The sequence below is a fragment of the Klebsiella grimontii genome, from assembly GCF_900200035.1.
Classification (GTDB): Bacteria; Pseudomonadota; Gammaproteobacteria; order Enterobacterales; family Enterobacteriaceae; genus Klebsiella; species Klebsiella grimontii.
The window spans coordinates 389060-408410 of sequence record NZ_FZTC01000019.1; the positions used below are offsets into that span (position 1 = coordinate 389060).

Genomic DNA, 19351 nt, shown 5'->3' on the forward strand with positions numbered 1-19351 from the left:
TGCTCCAACTCAGAGGTAGTGTATCTGGCTCCTGTAAGCGCTCAGTATATCCTGATTTATCGCCTGATTACCGTCTATGTTTGCGCTGGCGAGAATGGGCGGCGTGCGCGCATTTTCCAACATGATTTCGCAAATACGTAATACCAGGCTGTTGGCGATAGCCGCGCCCATGATGGTAGAGAGCGGCGCGGCTTTCTGCGCCATCCCCGGCAGGCTCACCGCCGCATCGCCATACTCGCAGTGGTTATCAATGGTGATATCGGCAATATCCACCAGCAGTTTGCCGCTGGAGTGGCGAGAGGTCACGCGCGCCGCCGTCGCCAGGCTGGTAATCGCGATAACTTTTGCGCCGCAGGCTTTCGCCGCCAGCGCGACGTCAATGGTAATGGCATTCCGCCCGGAAACCGAGTGGATCAGCAGCGTATCGTCAGCCCTTAGCGGCGACTGCTCCACCAGTACCCGGCCGAGATTTTCCACATTTTCCACCGCGCTGGTGAGGGTTAATGGCCTGACGTTAAGCATCAGCGCAGGCGTGAAAAGCGGATTGATAATGGCCAGGCCGCCCGCCCGATAGCTCATCTCCTCCGCCAGAATTCCTGCGTGGCTGGCGCCAAAGACAAAGATGTTGCGCTGGGCCAGAATGCTTGCGGTCATGGTTTCCGCCGCCCGGGTGAGATCATCGGGGCGCTGCTCAAGCAAAGCCAGCTTCTGGCGGATCTGGCGGTAGTACTGTTTCAGTGCCTGACTCATAGACTTCCTCCCGATATCAGAACGTCAGCATGCGGGTTAAAAGATGAATGACCGGCGCGAGGACAAACATATCGCTGTCGCCCGCCCACAGCGCGGTATCCGGGATCGTGCTGTCGATAAAGCCGGTGACGCAGAAATACTGCCCCCAGGCGACCACGGTGGAGGTGATAAACCCCGCCAGCAGCGCGCCTTTATAGCCTCCGGTAATATTGCCGAAGACCCCCGCCGTCCCGGCGTGAAAGAAAATCACGATCATGCTGGGAATAAAGACGTAGCCGGTATAGCGGCCTATCAGGGTCAGCCACAGCAGCGAGCCAACAAACGCGCCGACAAACCCCAGCACCACCGCGTTTGGCGCAAAGTTGAACAGTATCGGGCAGTCGAGCGCCGGTTTTGCGCCGGGGACCAGCCGCGAGCCGATGCCGTTAAACGCCGGCACCATTTCGCCAATAAACATCCGTACGCCGAGCAGCACCACGGCGATGCCGCCGGTAAACATCAGCGATTGTTTGAGGGCATAAATGTAGAAGCTCAGATCGCCGGATTGCGCCAGGATCTCCGCGGCTTTCGGCGTACCTTTTATCTGCAGAATAAAGGTGCCAATAAAGAACAACAGCGCCATGGTTAACGCGGTCACTACGTTGGAATCGCGCAAAAAACCGAGCTTTTTAGGAACTTTAATATCCTCGGAGCTGATTTTGTTGCGGGCAAATATCTGGCCGAAAATCGCCCCCAGTAGCGCGACCGAGGCGGAAGTATGCCCCAGGGCCACGTTGTCGTTACCGGTGATTTTCCGCACCCAGGGCTGAACCAGCGCGGGCTGTAAGGTCCAGTACACGCCCATAATAACCGTCAGCATCAGCGTCAGCTGTACTGCGGAAATAGCGGGCGCGGTGTTCACCATCACTCCGGCAAAGATCATCGTGGTCCAGAACATCATATGTCCGGTCAGGTAGATGTACTTAAAGCGCGTCAGCCGGGCCAGCAGCAAATTAATGGCGAATCCGCCGGCAATGGCGATGGTCACGCTGCTGCCGTAGCGTTCGCTGAAGCGCGCCTGGCCGATAATATTGGTCAGGTTCATCGAGCTCAGCCCGAAGACTTCGGTCCAGATCGGTTGAAATATCAACAGCGCGGAGACGATAATCCCGGCCCCCGCGCCGATGATCAGAAAGCCCAGGATCCCCTTCAGCGTGCCGGACACAATATCCGCCAGCGATTTCTTTTGCAGCACCAGGCCGAGCAAGACAATCAGGCCAATTAAAATCGACGCTTCACCAAAGATATTGATGGTTATCCAGCGCAGTACGCCAAGAAACTCGCTCATGATGGCTCTCCCGCGGGCAGAATGTTCGCCTGCGTCAGCGCCGCGGTGATTTCCGCGTTGTCGATATAGTTGTTCACCACCACCACCGGGCAGGACAGATGCTTAAGGTTATCTACCAGTTCCGCGTTGGTTATCACCACATCGGCGTTGGCCGACGCGGCGGAAGAGACATCCATATGTTCCACGGAGGCCTGAATCCCGTGCTGTTTTAATACCGCCTCAACGTTCATTTTTAAAATCAGGCTGGAGCCCATACCTAAACCACAGACTGTCAGAATTTTCATCGCTATTCACTCCGTGTTAATCACGCTACAAACGCTGCGAGCCGCTGGCTAACAGCCGATAAAGTTGTTCTGGGTCGCGAGAATGCATCAGGGTATGCAGGTTATTTTCATCGCTGAGTACGGTGACGATATGCTGGATAAGGCGGATATGCGCATCGCTGCTGGTTGCCGACAGGCCCAGCACCACCTGCACCGGATCGTTTTCCGCATGACCAAACGCCAGCGGTTCGCGCAGCCTGATCGCGCTGATCTGCGCTTTCATCGCCCCCTGTTCCGGGCGGGCATGCGGCAGGGCCAGCCCGGGGGCAATGACAAAATACGGGCCCAGCTCGCGGTAGCTATCGACCATTGCCTGGACGTATTGCGGGCTGCAAGCTCCCGCGCGGCACAGCGCGTTCCCCGCCTCGCGGATGGCCTCTTCCGGGCTGTTGGCCGCACAGTCGACGTTTATTGCCTGACGATCAATCATGCGAGGCTCCTTGCGCTAAATGCTGGCGGATGGAAACCAGCGTGGTCTCCAGCGCCCGCTGGACAAACGCGCGCCCTTTCTCTTCGCTGGCGGCAGTCGGATCGCCCAGCACCGCATAATCAGAGAACGCGGTCCAGGGTATCGGCTGATAACGAAAATTCTGCGGAAAATCAGGATAGTGTTGCCGAGCTTTTGTCATGTTGACGAATTCCGGCGCCAGCGCCAGCATCAATGAGGTCTCGACTTCGTCGGCATGCATATAACCGGGATAAGCCACCGCCGAGGTTTGCCGCTTTTTTACCTCCTCATCCATCCCCGCCCAGCTGTAGCCAAGTAGCGTGATGTCCTGCTCCTTAAGCTGACGGGAAGCGGCTTTAATGGCGTCGAAATTACCGTAATGCGCGTTAATCACCGCCGTGGTGGTGATACCGTAGCTGGCCATGTTTTCCGCCAGCGACACCAGCAGCGAGGTCAGCCGCTCATTACCGATATCAATCGCGCCCGCGTGGCCGCGCAGGGACCAGACCTGGCTGTAGGAAACGACCGGCAGGCTCAGGGCGCACTCGCCCAGTTGGTCATCAAGCAGCGCGCAGAACCGCTCGGCCAGCAGGTTATCGGTATCCAGCGGCAGGTGGTCGCCGTGCGGTTCGACGGCGCCGAGCGGCAATAAGGCTATCCGCGCCTTTTGTAGCGCCCGCCTGGCCTCGCGTTCGTTTAAATGATGCAGCTTCATGACGCCTCCTCAGGCAAAAGCGAGGTAACGAGCCGGGTTGTCGACGAAAAAATCGTGCAGCAACGCTTCGCCGTCAAATCCGGCTTCCCGCGCCTCTTCAAGGAACCTTGGCCGCCAGTCGTTAAGGATGAACTTCAGCCCCAGCCCCCCCTTGCCGTAGTGCACGCTCATTGATTTACGGGCAAAATCACCGCCGATTAAGATCTGTTTTTGATAACCCCGCTGGCACAGCGCCAGGATGGCCTGGGTGCGGATATGCTCAGGGTGGTATTTGATGCGGCTGATACCGTCGAAAGAGAGAAACGCCCCGGTGTTGGCGATCTGACGGTGCAGCCAGGGATCGGGGTTGCGATCCATATGAGCAAAACATAAGCGGGATAAATCCAGCCCCCATTTTTTGAAGATCCGCGCCTGCTCGAGTCCCATCGTCCCCATTTCCGTATGGCTGTGCATTGGCGCGCCGGTGCGCTGCTGGGCGCGAACGATAACCTCCATGGTTTTTTCTTCCAGCGGGGAAATGGTGTTGTAGCCGGTGCCGCACTTCACCACGCCGGCCCGATGCGCGGTGCCCTCTATTCCCTCTGTGACCTCGCGACAGACGTGCTCAACCAGTTCATCAATCTCTGAATGTTCGATCCACTCGGCAAAAGTCTGCGCTGAGCCTGGCCGCTTGCTGCTCCAGAGAAAACCTTTGTTGAAACCGGCGGTGGCGATGATGTGCAGCTGCTGGCGCTGCGCCATGGCGGCGACGGCTGCGGCCTGACGACCATAGTCCGGCGCGGTGGCGTCATAGATGGCGCGGCCGCCCGCCTCACGAAAATCGCTTAATTCACGCTCTGATGCCTGTGGATCGTCGAGTAACAGATCGTCATCCTGACGCTCGGCCCAATAGGGCGGAATACAGTAGATATGGTCGTGGCTGTAGGTGACACCCAGCTGATGAGCGGAAATATCCCCGTTTAACGTTCGAATGATGCCCATGTTACTTACTCCCCGGAACGGATAAGAAGGTGCTTTCAACATAGGCCCGCCCCACTTGACCAGTCAAGTGATCAAGTTCGCATCGGTCATATAAAATTTCTATCTGTGAGGGCGGTAGATATTTAAAACGCGATAACGACGCAGTACACCGGTGACTTTCAGGCAACAGAAATAATATCTGTAAGAGGATCGTGCCGGGGACGATAAAGTGACGTTGTCACATATAAACGCTTCAAAGGGAATACCGCTGCTTATGGAAAAAAACGCTTTCCCCACAAGGTCGTGACGAATTTTATTTATTATAAACAATATGTTACATAAATAATCAGCACACTTCATCTCAGGCTAATAATCAACATCATTGATTAAAATGTTTAATTGAATGAATCGATAAAAAGAGTATTGTTAAAAACAATGATGAGCGGAGATAAATAAATGTTACGTGATTTTTTGAAGGTAGAAAAAGAAGATCGTCTGGTCGAACAACAGGACGCCAGCAGCGATAAAGTTAATTCAACGGACGTCACCGAATGGATTATTGTGAATAAAAATGGCGATAAAAAAGGCCGGGTGGCGTTATTCAATCAATTTACCACCCGTCGTTCCTATTGCGTGAATTACCGCATCACCCAGTTTGATAATAGCGGCAACGTGGTTGTCGACCGGCTGGCGGAATCAATCTGATCCCGGGAAACGTTATCACGCCGGTGTCCCGCGCCTTTAGCCCGGGCCGTCGCTGGCGGCGGCCAGCAGCGGCACAATCACATCGCTGAGCGGCGTGGGGATATGGTGAATACGACCATATCGCTGCACGACCCCGTTGCGAATATCCCACTCCAGCGGCAGCCCGGCCTCGCGATCCGTAAGTATTGAAGTGCTTAAATCCGGGGGCGCGCGATGGAAACCGGCGAGAATTTCCTGCGGCACGCCGTCGCCCAGGCTGGCGCCTGCGGCGCGCGCCACCGTCAGCCCCTCCTGCAGATAGGCTAAAGCCAGCGCCGTGATATCTTCGCGGGCAAACATCCCTGCCCGCCTCCCCGTCAGCACCATCAGACCAGCGACCGCATTTTGCAGCAGTTTCCGCCACGCAACGGAGAGGAAATCAGCGCTAACGTCCACTTCACAGCGGGTGTCCCGTAGCGCATGCTTCACCCGTTCAGCCCCCTGGACATCGGGCAGCGTCAGCCGCGGTTTCGCCCGCAGCCAGACTGACGCCTCGGGTTCACGCTGCGCCGGGAACCAGACGACCGATGGCAGCACGGTCGCTTCCGCTACGTACGGTGCGAACTGCGTCTTTTGTTCAACGCCGTTCTGGAGCACGCAGACAACCGTGCGATCGTGGCATAGCGCTTTCAACCACGGCACAATCGCCGTAATTTGCGTCGCTTTTACCGCCACAAAGACCAGGTCGAACGGCGCGACGACCGATGCCGGTTCCGTCACGACGGGCCCCGGCACCACAATCTTCCCGCCATCGAAACGCAGCGACAGCTGCGGATGCGCGCGGCGACCGCATACCAGAGGCGTACGGCCAACCTCGTGCAGCGCAGCGGCGATGGTGGTACCAATTGCGCCCGGGCCTACCAGCGCAATGGTGGGTTCTTCAACTGTCATCTATGCCTCCAGGCCGCTTCCGGCCCCTGAGATTCAATGGGTATGTAACATAAACGCGACTTCGTTCGCATTACCATTTTATTCATATGGGTAATCTGAATGTGTGTGTCAGCGTACACACTTATCACCATCAACAAGGAAGGTACATGTTTCCAGAATACAGAGAGCTAATTTCTCGATTGAAAACCACGCACCCGCGCTTTCAGTCGCTATTCGAAAAACATAATGCACTCGATCACGACATTTCCCGCATAGAAGGAGTCGATGGCAAAGGATACAGTCTCGAGCTCGTACATATGAAGAAAGAAAAACTTCTGTTGAAGGATGAAATGCTGAAAATCCTCCAGCATGAAAGCCTGAATCAGGCCTGAAGTGTGTGATAAGGCCGCCGGATGGCGGCCTTTCTTATCCCGCAGCTACGCGCGGATAAACGCCAGCAGATCGGCGTTAATGACATCGGCGTGCGAGGTATGCATACCGTGCGGAAAGCCGGGGTAAATTTTTAGCTGGCTGTTCGGCAGCAGCTTATCCTGCAGAATGGCGGCGTTTTGATAAGGCACAACCTGATCGTCATCGCCCTGCATCACCAGCACCGGTAGCGTAATGGCTTTTAAATCCTCGGTCTGGTCCGTTTCAGAAAACGCCTTAATCCCATCATAATGCGCCTTCGCGCTGCCGGTCATTCCCTGACGCCACCAGTTCTGAATGGTGCCCTGCGACACCTCCGCGCCATCGCGGTTAAAGCCGTAGAACGGCCCGGACGCCACGTCGAGATAAAACTGTGAGCGGTTGGCGGCCAGCGCTTTGCGAAAACCATCAAATACCTCGATTGGCGTACCGCCAGGATTACTCTCCGTTTTTACCATCAGCGGCGGAACCGCGCTGATCAGCACCGCTTTGGCCACACGCCCCTGCGGCTGACCATACTGCGCAACGTAGCGCGCAACCTGCCCGCCGCCGGTAGAATGGCCGATATGCACGGCGTTATGCAGATCCAGATGTTCCGCCACCGCCGAAGCATCGGCGGCATAATGGTCCATATCATGACCTTCACTTACCTGATCGGAACGACCGTGACCGCGTCGGTCAATCGCAATCACCCGGAAGCCTTCTGCCAGGAAAAACAGCATCTGGTTATCCCAATCATCGGCGCTCAACGGCCAGCCGTGATGAAATACGATCGGCTGCGCCTCCTTCGGGCCCCAGTCTTTAAAGAAAATATTGACGCCGTCTTTGGTTGTCACAAATGCCATGTTACAAACTCCTCTATTGAGAAAACAAGGCTGCGGGCCTGACGCCTGCAGTTAGTCGGGGGTAAAGGCTGGATGTTCTGTCCGATGACGATAGTGTCTCGTTAGGTTTGAAAACGACCTGGCTGGAAAAGTGTAGATGATTTTCGCCGATGCGGGAGGCGCGGTTGGCAGATAATCCTCAGCGGGCGGCAATGGCTACGGCAGAATGGGATATCGCAACGCAATGAAACTGTCCAGAACCTGGACAGTTTCATTCATCATGCTGAAGTGAAATAACGATCTGTTTATTTAACGCGCTATGCCTACTCAACATACCGGCTGATGGTCACCGTCGCTGTGCCCGGCTGGTCAAGCGATTTAAGCCCCTCGACCACTCGGCCAAGCTTTATCAGCCCGGACGATTGGCGAAAATCCTCGCGAAAAATGGCCAGATTGCCCCACGGCGCGTAATAGGCGATGTCGCCGCGCCGTGGGGTTAGCGATGCGCCAGGATCCGCCTGGCGCAATTTAGCCGGCAGCCAGGCGATTTTTTCCGTGGAACCATAATCCTCAAGCTTCACCGTCATCGGCAGCTGTGCCAGGAACTCATTAGCCGCTGCGCTCTCATCCAGCAAACCGACTACCGTCGTTGCGTTAAACGCAAACTGAATCTTCACGCCGTTCTCCTGCCCGGCAGAGAATGCCGCGCCCGTTGTTGCCATAAAAATGATTAGCGTGGCGCTAAGAGAGTTGAACATCCGCTCACCCTGCCAGGCCGCGAGCGCGCAGGACTTCACTGACCACCGCTACCGCCGAAAAGGCGTTTGGCCAGCCGGCATAGAAAGCGGCATGCGCAACGACCTCTCCCGCCTCTTCCGCGGTGAGGCCGTTATCCATCGCCCGGTTAAGGTGGTAGCCAATTTGCGCGCTTTGCCCGGCGGCAATCAGCGCGCTGACCGTCACCAGGCTGCGGTCGCGCGGCTTCAGCCCCGGGCGCTGCCACAGGTCAAGAAACAGCGGTTGCGTTGTGAACTTCACCAGCCCGGGGGAAATCGCGCCGACGTTCTGCTCTACCGTTGTTGAGCGCTGCTTTTCCATCGCCTGATTAAGAGGAAGCAGCTCCGGGGACGCCGAAGCCAGCTGCTCGCGGCCAATACCGCGCGCGATAAAAATATCTTTCGTCACCGCAACGGCGGACATCGCGTTAGGCCAGCCGGAATAAAAAGCCAGATGAGTAACGATCTCGGAGATTTCAGCCGCTGTGACCCCATTATCCAGGGCAACGTCAACGTAATGTTTTAGCTCCGCGGGCTGGTGACGGGCGATAAGGATCGCTACGGTCACGATGCTGCGATCGCGGCGCGAGAGTTCATTTCGCGCCCAGAGGTCCTCTGTCAACACCTCGCTGCCGAAACGGGCAAGCGCGGGCGCGACGGATTGAACATCTTCAACGGACAACTGGGTTGGGCTAAATGGAGCCATTTTTTCACCTCTTTTTTCTTCAGCCAGGACGGGAGCGCCCAGCATCAACGACATGGCGGCAGCGGTAATAAAAGCTTTCACGATAAATTCCTCATCGGCATATTAATTCGTCAGCCTTTCCACCAGCTGGCGCTGATACTCAGGAAGCCGGCGGCGGCTGGCATTCTCAAAAACCAGCGGGGGAAGCCAGGTCATGCCCGCATGCAGCGCGCTGGCCTTCATCGGCGTAAAGACGTCGGCCAGGCTGACGCCGATCCGCCCGGACTCGCCGTAGGTGGATTCACCTCCCGCGGCCGTCGTCACGATCATCATCTCTTTGCCCTGCCATATCCCCGGCCCCACGCTACCCCAGGTATCGTTCAGCCAGGCCTTCATCATCGGCGTGATGTTGAACCAGTGGGTCGGGAAAATAAAAACGACGCGCGCGTGTTCCCGCATAAGCCGTCGCTCTTCATCGGCATTGATGTTTCGGCTGTCAAAGCCGTAAAGCGCCTCGAGATTGCGTACGGTCACGCCGGGCACGCTTCGCGCAGCCTCCTCCAGACCGTTGGTCATGACCGATTGTTCAGGATAAGGATGGGAGACAATAACCAGCGTGTTAGCCTCGGCGGCACGGCTGGTAGGGGTAAAGCTAAACAGAAACGCGGTGACGGCCAAAAGCCAGAACAGACCGGGAATACAGCGGTGCGAATAGTTCATCAAGCTCTCCTTCTCTTTTGCCACAGGTTAAGGCGCGGAATAAGAAGGAGCCAGCCCTCGCTATCGAATGGGGCTGTGAGTTATTTTCATCAATCGGGCTACAGACCGAGCGGCTTCATTTCCCGCACAAGGGAGATTAACAGGCGCAGCCCAGTAGGAAGCTGATGACGGCTGGAGTAATAGATATAGAATCCCGGTCCGTATGAGGCCCAGTCGGTCAGCACCAGACGCAGGCGCCCGGCGCTGACGTGCTCTGCTATCAGCGGTTCCGGCAGGTACATCAGGCCGAACCCCTGCAGAATGGCCACTACGCCCGTCTCCGCCAGATCGACCGTTAATAGCGGCGGCACTTTGACGGTGAGCTGCTCTTCGCCGCGTTCAAACTCCCATTTATAAATCCGGTTGTTTCCCAGACGATTGCTGACGCAGCGGTGCTGGTGAAGATCGTTGGGATGCCGGGGTTCGCCAAAGCGGACAAGATATTCCGGCGACGCCGCGACCACCCAGCGCACATCGGCGGACAGGCGCTGCGCCACCATATCTTCCGGCACGGTTCCGCCATAGCGGATCCCGGCGTCGAAGCGCTGTTCCGTGACGTCGACAATGCGATTGCTGGCCACGATATCCAGCTCAATATCGGGATAACGTTCGGCAAAAACCGGCAGTACCGGAGCCAGCAGCAGCGTGGCGGCCTCAACGGCGACGTTAAGCCGAATATGCCCCGCCGGCGAATCGCGGAACTGGTTGAGCTGTTCCATCGCGGCATCGATGGAGGCGACCGGCTCGCTTACCGCGCTGGCCAGGCTCTCGCCTGCCGCCGTCAGGGTGACGCTTTTGCTCGTGCGGTTCAGCAGGCGTACGCCCAGCCGCGCCTCAAACCCCTTCAGGGCGTGGCTTAGGGTCGAGGCGCTCACCCCAAGTTCGACGGCAGCCTTACTAAAACTATGATGGCGCGCGATGGCGCAAAAATAGATAAGGTCGGCCATATCGGCACGGTTCACATTCATACGGCCTCGCTAACGGGGTAAAAGAGAAGCTAAAAAAATAACGGTACCGTGATGTCATGCCGCATCGTGGCGATCGTCCGCGAAGGAAAATCAAAGACCTTAATGCACGAGCAACCTGCCGGGCGGTAGGTTTATACTACAGGCTTCAGCCCTGATAAACTGTCCATCCGACCGGTAATAAACCCTATTTTGTCCGCCAGAGGCGCGTTTATGTTACCTGATTGCGATAAAGCCATCGTCCTGCTGCATGAAATCTATGGCCTCAACGCGCATATTCAGCGAACCGCCGCGACCTGGAGAAGCCGCGGTTACGCTGTCTTTACGCCCGCGCTTTTTCCCCACTCTGCGCCTTTTGCTTATGACCAGCAGGACGAGGCCTGGCGCCACTTTTCCGATAACGTCGGATTTGATACCGCCGCCATTGTGTCGCTGCTGGCCGAGCTTAGAGCGAAATACGGCACGCTAATTCTTATCGGCTACAGCGTGGGCGCCACCTTAGCCTGGCTGGCCGCCAGGAGCGGGCTCTGCGACGCCGCGGTGTGCCATTATGGATCGCGGATCCGCCTGTACAGCGACGTTGCGCCCCCCAGCCCGACGCTTGTCATCATCGCCCGTAATGAACCGGCGTTCGATCCCCGCGTCATGCAAAACGAGCTGGAGAAAATTCCCTCCGTGACCTGCCGGATGTTCAATGCGCAGCACGGTTTTTGTGATGCCGACAGCCCGGCATGGGACGCGCGCCTCGCTCAGCAGGCAGACGAGGACACGCTGCGCTTTTTAACGCTTATTCAGCAAACACAGGAGGCCTAATGCATCAGGTATTTCACTGGATTAACGAACCCGCGACATGGTCGGAAGAGGACGGCGTACTCCGCGTAGTCACCGATGCGCAAACCGACTTCTGGCGCGAAACCTGGTACGGATTTGAGCGCTTCTCCGGCCATATCTACGCGACGGAGGCCGCAGCGGATTTCACCTTTCAGGTGCGGGTCCGCGCCGACTTCAGCACCCTGTATGACCAGGCGGGGATCCTGCTTATGCAGGACGCGCAACGCTGGCTCAAGGCCGGTATTGAGTACAATGACGGCGCGCCCGCTATCGGCAGCGTATTGACGCAGGGGAAATCAGACTGGGCGACCGGTGTTTTCCCGGGCGACCCCGGCGAATTCTGGCTGCGTCTGACCCGTCGGGGGGAAGCGCTGCGCCTGCAGTACTCTACGGATGGCCGTCAGTGGCCGCTGCTGCGGCTGTGCCCTTTTCCCAGCGGAGCGGTGAAGATCGGCGTCATGTGCTGCACGCCGCAGCGTAGCGGACTACGGGTTAATTTCCACGATATAGCGCTGCTGCCGCCAAACGAGAAAGATCTGCACGACCTGAGCTGAGTCGCCAGCTCGCGCGCGGGCAAAATCGCGGAATAATCGCGATGAAGGTATGATTTTTAGCCCCCCGGCCTGCATGGCCTCCTCCTTGCTGCTAGATTGGCATCGACCTTCAGACCAACTATGAGGAGGAGCCATGTTTTCTTACATCATGCTCGGCACCAACGATCTGCCGCGCGCGCTGCGTTTTTACGACCCGCTGATGGCAATGCTGGGGCATCCCCAGAGCGGTCGGAGCGATGAAGGCGCATCGTGGGGGACATTCAGCGGAAACAGCACCATCGGACTGTGCGTTGGCAGACCGTTTAACCAGCAGCAGGCGACGACGGGTAACGGCGTGATGGTAGCGCTGAACGCTCGTTCAGTTGAGCATATTCAGCAGCTGCATCAGCTGGCGCTGAACCTCGGGGGAACTGATGAAGGCGCCCCTGGACACCGCCCGCAGTACGGTGAGGGCTTCCACAGCGCCTACGTCAGGGATCCGGACGGCAATAAGCTGGCGTTTGTGTATTACGCAAGCGCAGGCTAAGCCCGCAGAACGAGAGGTTAAGGCAGGGTTCGCGCATGGCGAAACCCTGCGCGTTGCTGAACATCGCGCCGGGCTCGTGCCGCCTGTTTCACCTTCGGCGCTCACCGGTCATTCACGGCGCGCCCACGAGAAAGGCATTTTGTTTCAGCCCGTTGCCGTACAGCAGCGGTCGTCTCTGACTCAGCCTTCAGTAAACATTCCCGACGTAAACGCCGCCCGCATCGCTTCGATTTCGCCCGCCTGCGTCGCGTTTAATGCCGCCAGCATATTGCAGGTAAAATCCACAAAGCCAACCCCATTGGCGGTCACCAGATTGCCGTCGCGAACCGAAGGCACGCTTCGGTAGCGCGCAGCGCCGCTGTAGGCGGAGCCCGCTCTGTTCTGCAGGTAGGCCAGCCCGTTCGAGGTGTGGTCGACATCATTGAGAAAGCCGTGCGCGCCGAGGAATGCCGAAGCATCGCATATCGCGCCAACCACGATCTGCCGGGCCTGCGCTTGCTCTACCAGCGGCACCACCCGCCGGGCCTCTTCTCCCCACCAGTTCATACCGCCCACCAACACCAGCGCGGCGTAATCATCGGGTATCATCTCGAAGGTATAATCCGGCAGGCAACGGACCCCGCCAATGGACATCACCGGCCCCGCATCCGCGGCAACGGTCCTGACATCATACTGCGGCTCCCATATGCCAAACCCCCGGCGCAGCCCTGGCGCCAGCAGGGCAAACTCCCAGTCGGCATACTCCTCGATGAGCACAAACAACACTTCTTTACGCGTATCCATAAATCTCATTCACTCCCTGGTCAACGGAATTAGCCGTCGCGGCATCCGCCAAGCCCTTCGCTGTCGCGATCGATATTCTCGTCGTGCCGCCGCCACAAACTGTATAAATACACAGTAATGAAGGCAAGGTTAATTTTCCCCTTATGGCAATCCGCACTCATTTTTGCGAGCCTGCTCCCCGGATAGAACCACTATCCGGGGACATTGGCTATCGTCTTCTGCGATCCGGGCCTGCAGACAACGGAATGCGCCTGTGGGCGAGGAGAACCTCCCTGGTGATATAAAGCGTATATCCCTCCGGCCTCAGCCGGGGCGATCGCAACGCCTTCAGGGTGATGCCGCCGATATCTCCCGACGCAAGGCGCTTACGGACAGCGCTACCGCTAAGGCACAGCTGACTTCGCAGCACCGATAGCAGGCTGGTCTGAAAGGCTCGCGCGACGGTAACCTCCACTCTCACCTGAGAAGCGCGAACAAGGCTGATTCGCCAGCGCTCCTTGACCATGAATTCAGGCGATCCTGACGGCGACGCGCGATTACGCCGCAGCACCAGCAGATCGTGAGAATAAGCCTCGACGGCAGATTTATCGTTAGCGATAAGCCGCTCGTAGAGCTGCGGATTGATTTTGCTGATCGGTAAACGAGAGAACAGGCTGATGTTCCAGGTATACGCGCAGCGGACGCACTGATAGATACTCCAGACATCGAGCATCTTTTTTTGTGAATTGACCCGGAAGGCGCCGGATGGGGTGAAATCCTGCTGCCCATGACAGGCGGGGCAGCGTTTGCTAATCAGCTGGTAGCCCACGGGGCTGACGTTCCATGTGACTTTCATGGTGAACCTTTTTTAACCTATACAAAAGCGGATCCGTCGATAACGGACCGTGATTTTTGCGATGTGAAAAATATTTAGAGGATACTTTTCAGTGGGTTAAAAAAAGATTTCCAACACGACTACCCTGTCTGACCGCCAATGAATGGGCCTAAGCGTAACAAAGCGGCTAAGGGTAAAGGCATGCATTAAATCAATAAATACAGAGAATTCATTCATAAACAGCATTGTTTACCTTCTGTTCACAAAACGAGAAGCGGCTCACTGATCAAACAAACCTAAACGTTTATGTTTTGTCTCATAAACGTTTAGGTTAAGGAAATAACCGTTTATATCACGGGTAATTTTCATAAATGCAGAGAGCGAAAAATGCGAAAAGCGACGATGCGGGACGTGAGTGAGGCGACGGGATTTTCAATGTTCACCGTCTCACGCGCGCTTAACGGTGGCGATGGCGTAGCTGATGATAGCCGGGAGCTGATTTTAAAAGTGGCGCGCGAGCTCGGCTACGTCCCTAACCGTGCGGCACAGGCGCTACGCCGTTCGAGCAGAGACTCGGTGGCGGTGATTACGGCTCATGCGTCGAACTCTTACTACCTCAACCTGATGTCCGGGATTCAGCAGATGCTGCAGCCTTCGCAGTGGACCGTGGTGCTTGGCGATATCGCGGTAAACGGGATCTACGACCGGGCGCAGGAAGATCGCATGATTAACCGCCTGATCGAATCGCGGATGGCCGGGATCATTTCGACGGTGACGCTCCAGCCGGAGAGCCTGAGCCTGCTTGCGAAATGGGATATCCCGGTGGTCTTTGTCGACTCTCCTCCCCGCGGCGAGCACAATTTTCCCAGCGTCACCACCGACAATTACCATGCCAGCCTGCTGGTGGGGAACCATCTGGCGCAGCACGGCTATAAAAACTGGCTGCTGCTGATCTACCCGGACCGCTGGACCACGCGTTTTGAACGCGAGCGCGGGATCCGCGAAGCCGCTGAGCAGTGCGGCGCCACGCTTGAAGTCCTGGAAACGGAGAACGACGCACAGTCGGCCTCTGAAAAACTGAGCCAATATCTGGCGCGCGGGGAAGCGCTGCCGGACGTGCTTATTGCCGGGAACAACCCTATTCTGCTGGGTTCGCTCAACCAGCTCCAGCAGCGCCAGATAGCCATTCCCGGCGATATGGCCCTTATTGCCTATGACGAATTCGACTGGGCGCCGCTGTTAAATCCACCGCTCACGGTGCTCAATGAAAACAGTGAAGAGATCGGCAGGCAGGCGGCAGAGATGCTGATTCGCTTAATTAATCAGGAAGGAAAAGGCGAAATAGAGACCCAACTTAAAGTTCCCGCCGCGCTGGTGATTCGCCAGTCCTGCGGCTGTAGAAAAGCCCATAACACTTAAAAAGACACGATTGAGATGGCTGCCCAGACGGCATTGTACGGGCCGACAGACATTGCTCTTGCGGTTCTGTCCTTCCAGCCAACAAGCGGCTAACCCGAGCGAAACAATTTTGCCGCCACTCTTTCATCATTTTAGCGATTTAAATAACGGCTGAATTATTCAGTCGCGATTAAAAAACAACATCAGGGGATTATTTCTGAGGCATCCCCACACCTGGCCGTACCTCGTACCACAAGAAAATGAAAGGAGCAGAATATGACCAAACTTCGTAAAGCATGGCTGGCTGTCGCGGTTGCCGCGGTAATCACCACCATGACAGGCTTGGCTCCCGCAGCCAGCGCCGCGCCGCAGGAAAGCAAAAAAATCGCCCGTATCGGATTAATGGTGCAGGACATGTCCAACCCGTTCTTCTCCGCGATGGAGAGAAACGCTAAGCAGGCTGCGGCTAAAATCGGCGCAACCCTTAATGTCCAGGATGCGCAGGTCGATCTGGCAAACCAGAACACGCAGATTGACGCTTTTATTCAGCAGAAAGTGGATCTCATTATTATTTCCGCCGTCGATGAGTCCGGGATCGAACCGGCGATACAGCGGGCAAAAGCCGCCGGCATTATCGTTATCGCAGTCGATACCCCCGCTAAAGGCGCTGACGCGGCGATCATGACCAACGCCATTCAGGCCGGGGAGACCTCCTGCGAGTACTTGTTCAGCCAGATGGGCGGCAAAGGCAAAGTGCTGCTGGTCGATGGGACCCCAATTCAGACCATTATCGACCGCATTAAAGGCTGTAAAAACGTCGCGCAAAAATACCCGGATATCAAAATTGTCGGCCAGCAGGCATCGCGCAACGACCGCGCATCGGGCCTGATGGTCACCACCGATATGCTCACGGCCAACCCGGACGTCTCCGGTATTTTCGGCATGAACGATCCTTCGGCCCTTGGCGCGGTGCTGGCGGTTGAACAGGCGGGCAAAGCGGGCGCGATCAACGTTACCGGCGTCGACGGTAGCCCGGAGGCGGTTGAAGAACTCAAGCGCGGCGGCTCGCCTTTTATCGGCACCGCGACGCAAAACCCGGGAGAAATGGTTCGCCAGGCCATATCGCTTGCTCAGGATATGGTCGACGGTAAGCCGATCGCCTCCCGTACCGTTTTGATCCCGAGCGTACTGGTCACCCGCGATAACGTGGGTAGCTATCCAGGCTGGTAATCACATCGTCACTCTAAGCAGCAACAAACGGGATGACCCTCAGGCTCATCCCTGAGGGCAAAGACAATGGCCGACATATCATCACCTCCCTTACTCAGGCTGGAAGGGATTTCAAAACGCTACGGCGCGACGCTCGCGCTGAACAACGTACGCTTTGATTTATTCGCCGGAGAGGTCCATGCCCTGATGGGGGAAAACGGCGCGGGTAAATCCACGCTGATGAAAATCCTCTCCGGCAACGAGCAGCGCGATAGCGGCGTTATTTTTATCGATGGACAAGCGATTGATATTCGCACGCCCCGGGACGCGCGCAAATATGGTATCGCCATTATCCACCAGGAGCTGAACACGGTGCCGGATATGACGGTGGCGGAAAACCTGTTTCTCGGCCAGGAGCCCACCTCTTTCGCCGGTATTCTCGATCGCAAACGGATGCACCGGGAGGCCAAAGAGAAGCTGAATCGAATTAACGCGGATATCGACCCGCAGGCGCCGCTCGGGTCATTGAGCATCGGGCGTCAGCAAATGGTGGAGATCGCCCGCGCCGTCAGTGAAAACGCGAAAGTACTGGTGCTTGATGAGCCGACCGCCGCCCTGTCGCGGGCGGAGACTCTCCAGCTATACCGGCTGATCGCGCAGATGCGCCAGGACGGCGTCGGCATGGTCTACATCTCGCACCGCATGGAAGAGGTGTGGCAGTTGGCAAACCGGGTCACGGTGTTCCGCGACGGCACGTGGATCGGCACGGAAAACCTCGGCAACGTCTCAACCACCGATATCGTGCGCATGATGGTCGGCCGGCAAATCGTCGATCTCTATCAGCACGAGCCGCGTACGCCCGGCGACGTCCTGCTGGAAGTGCGGGATCTGGCAGGCAGTGCGACCGGCCCGGTCTCCTTTGAGGTCAGCGCGGGCGAAGTGGTGAGCATGTCCGGTCTGGTGGGCTCCGGGCGAACCGAAGTTGCCCGCCTGCTCTTCGGCGCCGATCCGCGCAGCCAGGGAAGCGTGCGCCTTGCCGGCAGGGAGAGCCAGCCGTCAGACCCCACCGCCGCTATTGCCGACGGTATTGGAATGGTGACCGAAGACCGTAAAACCCAGGGACTGTTTCTCGGTCATTCGGTTGAGCACAACATTGATATCAGTTCGCTGGATAACTTTGTCGCCGGCGGCGTGGTTAAACGCAAAACCATCCGCGCCGCCGTCCTTGAGCAGATGCGCAGGCTGCGGCTGCGGGAAAACGCGGTTGAACTGCCCGTCAGCGCCCTGTCCGGCGGAAATCAGCAGAAAGCGGCGCTGGCGCGCTGGCTGCTGCGCGATTCGAGGCTGCTTATCCTCGATGAACCGACCCGCGGCGTAGATATTGGCGCCAAAAGGGAAATTTACGAGCTGATAGACAGGCTCGCTCGCGCCGGCAAAGCCATCCTGGTGATCTCTTCCGATTTGCCGGAGGCCATCGGCATCAGCGACCGCGTGCTGGTCATGCGCGGCGGGCGAATCGTCCACCAGTTCCCCTCATGTTCAGCCACGGAAGAAGAAGTGATGCTGCACGCAACAGGAACCTTTACCAGTCAATCCGGAGAATGCCATGGACAACAATAAACCTGTGACGGAACTGCCGGTCAAAGCGCCGTTTGATTTTGCCAAATGGTGGGACCGGGTGGGGATCTTAATCGTCCTGCTGGTTTTGCTGATCCTCATGTCGACCTTCGCGCCAAACTTTAACCGCGTCGATAATCTGCTGAATATCGCCCGTTCGATTTCCGTCAACGCCATTCTGGCGGCGGGTATGACGTTCGTCATTTTAACCAGCGGTATCGATTTATCCGTCGGGTCGATCGTCGCCGTATCCGGCGTGGTCTCGGTGGTGGCGGCGATGGCCGGGATCCCCGCGCCGCTGGCGATTCTGGCCGGGGTTGGCGTTGGCGCGCTCTGCGGTCTGCTTAACGGCGTTCTCACCGCCTATCTCGCCCTCGCGCCGTTTATCGTCACCCTCGGGACAATGACCTTCCTGCGCGGTATGGCCTACACCATTACCGAAGGGCAGCCTATTGTTTCGAGTAGCCTTAGCTTCCGCGAGCTGGGCAACGGCTATCTTATCGGGATCCCCATCCCGGTCATTATCATGCTGGTGGTTTACCTGCTGGCGTGGTTCATTCTCGAACGCACCCGCTTTGGCCGTCACATTTACGCCGTCGGCGGCAACGCCCAGGCCGCACGCCTGGCCGGCGTACGGGTCAAACGCGTGCTGGCGGCGGTGTATATGATTGCCGGCGTCTGCGCGGGTCTGGCGGGCATTATCTTCGCCGCCAGGGTGATTTCCGCCCAGCCTACTGCCGGAACGGGATATGAGCTGGACGCCATTGCGGCCGTTGTCCTGGGAGGCACCAGCCTCGCCGGTGGCCGCGGGCGAATTATCGGCACCCTGATTGGCTCGATAATACTTGGCGTACTCAGTACCGGTCTGATTCTGCTCAGCGTGCCCTTTTTCACCCAACTCTTAATCAAAGGCATCGTCATCATCCTCGCCGTGGCGATTGACGGACTGAAGCAGCATCCGGAACTGTTTACCTTCTGGCGGAAAAAAGAGATCGCCCGTCCCCGCTAGCTTTCCCTGACGCGTTGTTTATCCGCCGCATCGGC

Annotated in this window: 23 protein-coding genes; 9 read left to right on the forward strand and 14 right to left on the reverse strand. The window is 57.3% G+C overall.

The window, feature by feature from the left end; translation table 11 throughout:
• Window positions 1-9: 9 nt before the first annotated feature.
• From KOSB73_RS16585 to KOSB73_RS16610, 6 genes are read right to left on the reverse strand one after another with little or no spacing between them, the layout of a single operon-like run.
• A complete protein-coding gene (locus KOSB73_RS16585; RefSeq protein WP_004136388.1) occupies window positions 10-750 on the reverse strand; it encodes a sugar isomerase domain-containing protein in 741 nt (246 codons plus the stop codon).
• Between the two features lie 16 nt (window positions 751-766).
• Window positions 767-2077 (reverse strand): PTS ascorbate transporter subunit IIC, encoded by a 1311-nt coding sequence (locus tag KOSB73_RS16590; protein WP_049089761.1) that lies wholly within the window; start codon window positions 2075-2077, stop codon window positions 767-769.
• Entirely contained in the window at window positions 2074-2361 is a 288-nt protein-coding gene (locus tag KOSB73_RS16595; protein ID WP_004136384.1) for a PTS sugar transporter subunit IIB, read from the reverse strand. Before KOSB73_RS16595 ends, KOSB73_RS16590 begins: the two co-directional genes overlap by 4 nt.
• Before the next feature lie 25 nt (window positions 2362-2386).
• Entirely contained in the window at window positions 2387-2830 is a 444-nt protein-coding gene (locus KOSB73_RS16600) for a PTS sugar transporter subunit IIA (protein WP_098140712.1), read from the reverse strand.
• The gene (locus tag KOSB73_RS16605; protein WP_098140713.1) at window positions 2823-3563 is read right to left on the reverse strand and encodes a creatininase family protein; all 741 of its coding nucleotides are present in this window, start codon (window positions 3561-3563) and stop codon (window positions 2823-2825) included. The genes KOSB73_RS16600 and KOSB73_RS16605 overlap by 8 nt, the downstream gene beginning before the upstream one ends.
• Before the next feature lie 9 nt (window positions 3564-3572).
• Entirely contained in the window at window positions 3573-4544 is a 972-nt protein-coding gene (locus KOSB73_RS16610; protein WP_082237120.1) for a phosphotriesterase family protein, read from the reverse strand.
• Window positions 4545-4979: 435 nt separating this feature from the next.
• Here KOSB73_RS16610 and KOSB73_RS16615 point away from each other — a divergent pair, with 435 nt between their 5' ends.
• On the forward strand, window positions 4980-5228 hold the full coding sequence (locus KOSB73_RS16615; RefSeq protein WP_004136375.1) for a hypothetical protein: 249 nt from the start codon (window positions 4980-4982) through the stop codon (window positions 5226-5228).
• Between the two features lie 36 nt (window positions 5229-5264).
• Here KOSB73_RS16615 and KOSB73_RS16620 read toward each other — a convergent pair whose 3' ends face one another.
• On the reverse strand, window positions 5265-6158 hold the full coding sequence (locus KOSB73_RS16620; protein ID WP_098140714.1) for an oxidoreductase: 894 nt from the start codon (window positions 6156-6158) through the stop codon (window positions 5265-5267).
• 146 nt (window positions 6159-6304) lie between these two features.
• Between KOSB73_RS16620 and KOSB73_RS16625 the strand changes: the two genes are divergently transcribed.
• Window positions 6305-6529: an HP1242/YdcH family protein gene (locus KOSB73_RS16625; RefSeq protein ID WP_004136373.1), complete on the forward strand. Its 225-nt coding sequence runs from the start codon at window positions 6305-6307 to the stop codon at window positions 6527-6529.
• Between the two features lie 45 nt (window positions 6530-6574).
• Here KOSB73_RS16625 and KOSB73_RS16630 read toward each other — a convergent pair whose 3' ends face one another.
• The 5 genes from KOSB73_RS16630 to KOSB73_RS16650 form a co-directional block, all read right to left on the reverse strand.
• Window positions 6575-7411: an alpha/beta fold hydrolase gene (locus KOSB73_RS16630; protein WP_004136371.1), complete on the reverse strand. Its 837-nt coding sequence runs from the start codon at window positions 7409-7411 to the stop codon at window positions 6575-6577.
• Between the two features lie 302 nt (window positions 7412-7713).
• Window positions 7714-8148, reverse strand: coding sequence for a cyclophilin-like fold protein (locus KOSB73_RS16635; protein WP_024358123.1), 435 nt, complete (start codon window positions 8146-8148; stop codon window positions 7714-7716).
• Window positions 8149-8152: 4 nt separating this feature from the next.
• Window positions 8153-8953, reverse strand: a complete 801-nt coding sequence (locus KOSB73_RS16640; protein WP_049130296.1) for a carboxymuconolactone decarboxylase family protein — start codon at window positions 8951-8953, stop codon at window positions 8153-8155.
• Between the two features lie 21 nt (window positions 8954-8974).
• Window positions 8975-9571, reverse strand: a complete 597-nt coding sequence (locus tag KOSB73_RS16645; RefSeq protein WP_049130295.1) for an NAD(P)H-dependent oxidoreductase — start codon at window positions 9569-9571, stop codon at window positions 8975-8977.
• Window positions 9572-9669: 98 nt separating this feature from the next.
• Window positions 9670-10578 carry a LysR family transcriptional regulator gene (locus tag KOSB73_RS16650; protein WP_049085632.1) on the reverse strand — a complete coding sequence of 303 codons (909 nt, stop codon included), beginning with the start codon at window positions 10576-10578 and terminating at the stop codon, window positions 9670-9672.
• Between the two features lie 210 nt (window positions 10579-10788).
• Here KOSB73_RS16650 and KOSB73_RS16655 point away from each other — a divergent pair, with 210 nt between their 5' ends.
• The 3 genes from KOSB73_RS16655 to KOSB73_RS16665 all read left to right on the forward strand — a co-directional run bounded on the left by KOSB73_RS16655 (window position 10789) and on the right by KOSB73_RS16665 (window position 12486).
• The gene (locus tag KOSB73_RS16655; RefSeq protein ID WP_024358119.1) at window positions 10789-11388 is read left to right on the forward strand and encodes a dienelactone hydrolase family protein; all 600 of its coding nucleotides are present in this window, start codon (window positions 10789-10791) and stop codon (window positions 11386-11388) included.
• The gene (locus KOSB73_RS16660; protein WP_004136360.1) at window positions 11388-11960 is read left to right on the forward strand and encodes a DUF1349 domain-containing protein; all 573 of its coding nucleotides are present in this window, start codon (window positions 11388-11390) and stop codon (window positions 11958-11960) included. The genes KOSB73_RS16655 and KOSB73_RS16660 overlap by 1 nt, the downstream gene beginning before the upstream one ends.
• Window positions 11961-12093: 133 nt before the next feature.
• Window positions 12094-12486, forward strand: coding sequence for a VOC family protein (locus KOSB73_RS16665; protein ID WP_024358118.1), 393 nt, complete (start codon window positions 12094-12096; stop codon window positions 12484-12486).
• 180 nt (window positions 12487-12666) lie between these two features.
• Here the strand turns inward: KOSB73_RS16665 and KOSB73_RS16670 are convergent, their stop codons facing one another.
• Together KOSB73_RS16670 and KOSB73_RS16675 are read right to left on the reverse strand one after the other, a co-directional pair.
• Complete coding sequence (locus tag KOSB73_RS16670; protein WP_098140811.1) at window positions 12667-13269, reverse strand: DJ-1/PfpI family protein; 603 nt, start codon at window positions 13267-13269, stop codon at window positions 12667-12669.
• Window positions 13270-13477: 208 nt separating this feature from the next.
• The gene (locus KOSB73_RS16675) at window positions 13478-14104 is read right to left on the reverse strand and encodes a DUF1062 domain-containing protein (RefSeq protein ID WP_024358116.1); all 627 of its coding nucleotides are present in this window, start codon (window positions 14102-14104) and stop codon (window positions 13478-13480) included.
• A 366-nt stretch (window positions 14105-14470) separates the two neighbouring features.
• Between KOSB73_RS16675 and KOSB73_RS16680 the strand changes: the two genes are divergently transcribed.
• The 4 genes from KOSB73_RS16680 (at window position 14471) to KOSB73_RS16695 (ending at window position 19316) form a co-directional block, all read left to right on the forward strand.
• Window positions 14471-15502: a LacI family DNA-binding transcriptional regulator gene (locus KOSB73_RS16680; protein WP_024358115.1), complete on the forward strand. Its 1032-nt coding sequence runs from the start codon at window positions 14471-14473 to the stop codon at window positions 15500-15502.
• A 255-nt stretch (window positions 15503-15757) separates the two neighbouring features.
• On the forward strand, window positions 15758-16711 hold the full coding sequence (locus KOSB73_RS16685) for an ABC transporter substrate-binding protein (RefSeq protein WP_064362154.1): 954 nt from the start codon (window positions 15758-15760) through the stop codon (window positions 16709-16711).
• A 66-nt stretch (window positions 16712-16777) separates the two neighbouring features.
• Window positions 16778-18310: a sugar ABC transporter ATP-binding protein gene (locus KOSB73_RS16690; RefSeq protein WP_098140715.1), complete on the forward strand. Its 1533-nt coding sequence runs from the start codon at window positions 16778-16780 to the stop codon at window positions 18308-18310.
• On the forward strand, window positions 18297-19316 hold the full coding sequence (locus KOSB73_RS16695) for an ABC transporter permease subunit (RefSeq protein WP_004120114.1): 1020 nt from the start codon (window positions 18297-18299) through the stop codon (window positions 19314-19316). Before KOSB73_RS16690 ends, KOSB73_RS16695 begins: the two co-directional genes overlap by 14 nt.
• Window positions 19317-19351: the final 35 nt, after the last annotated feature.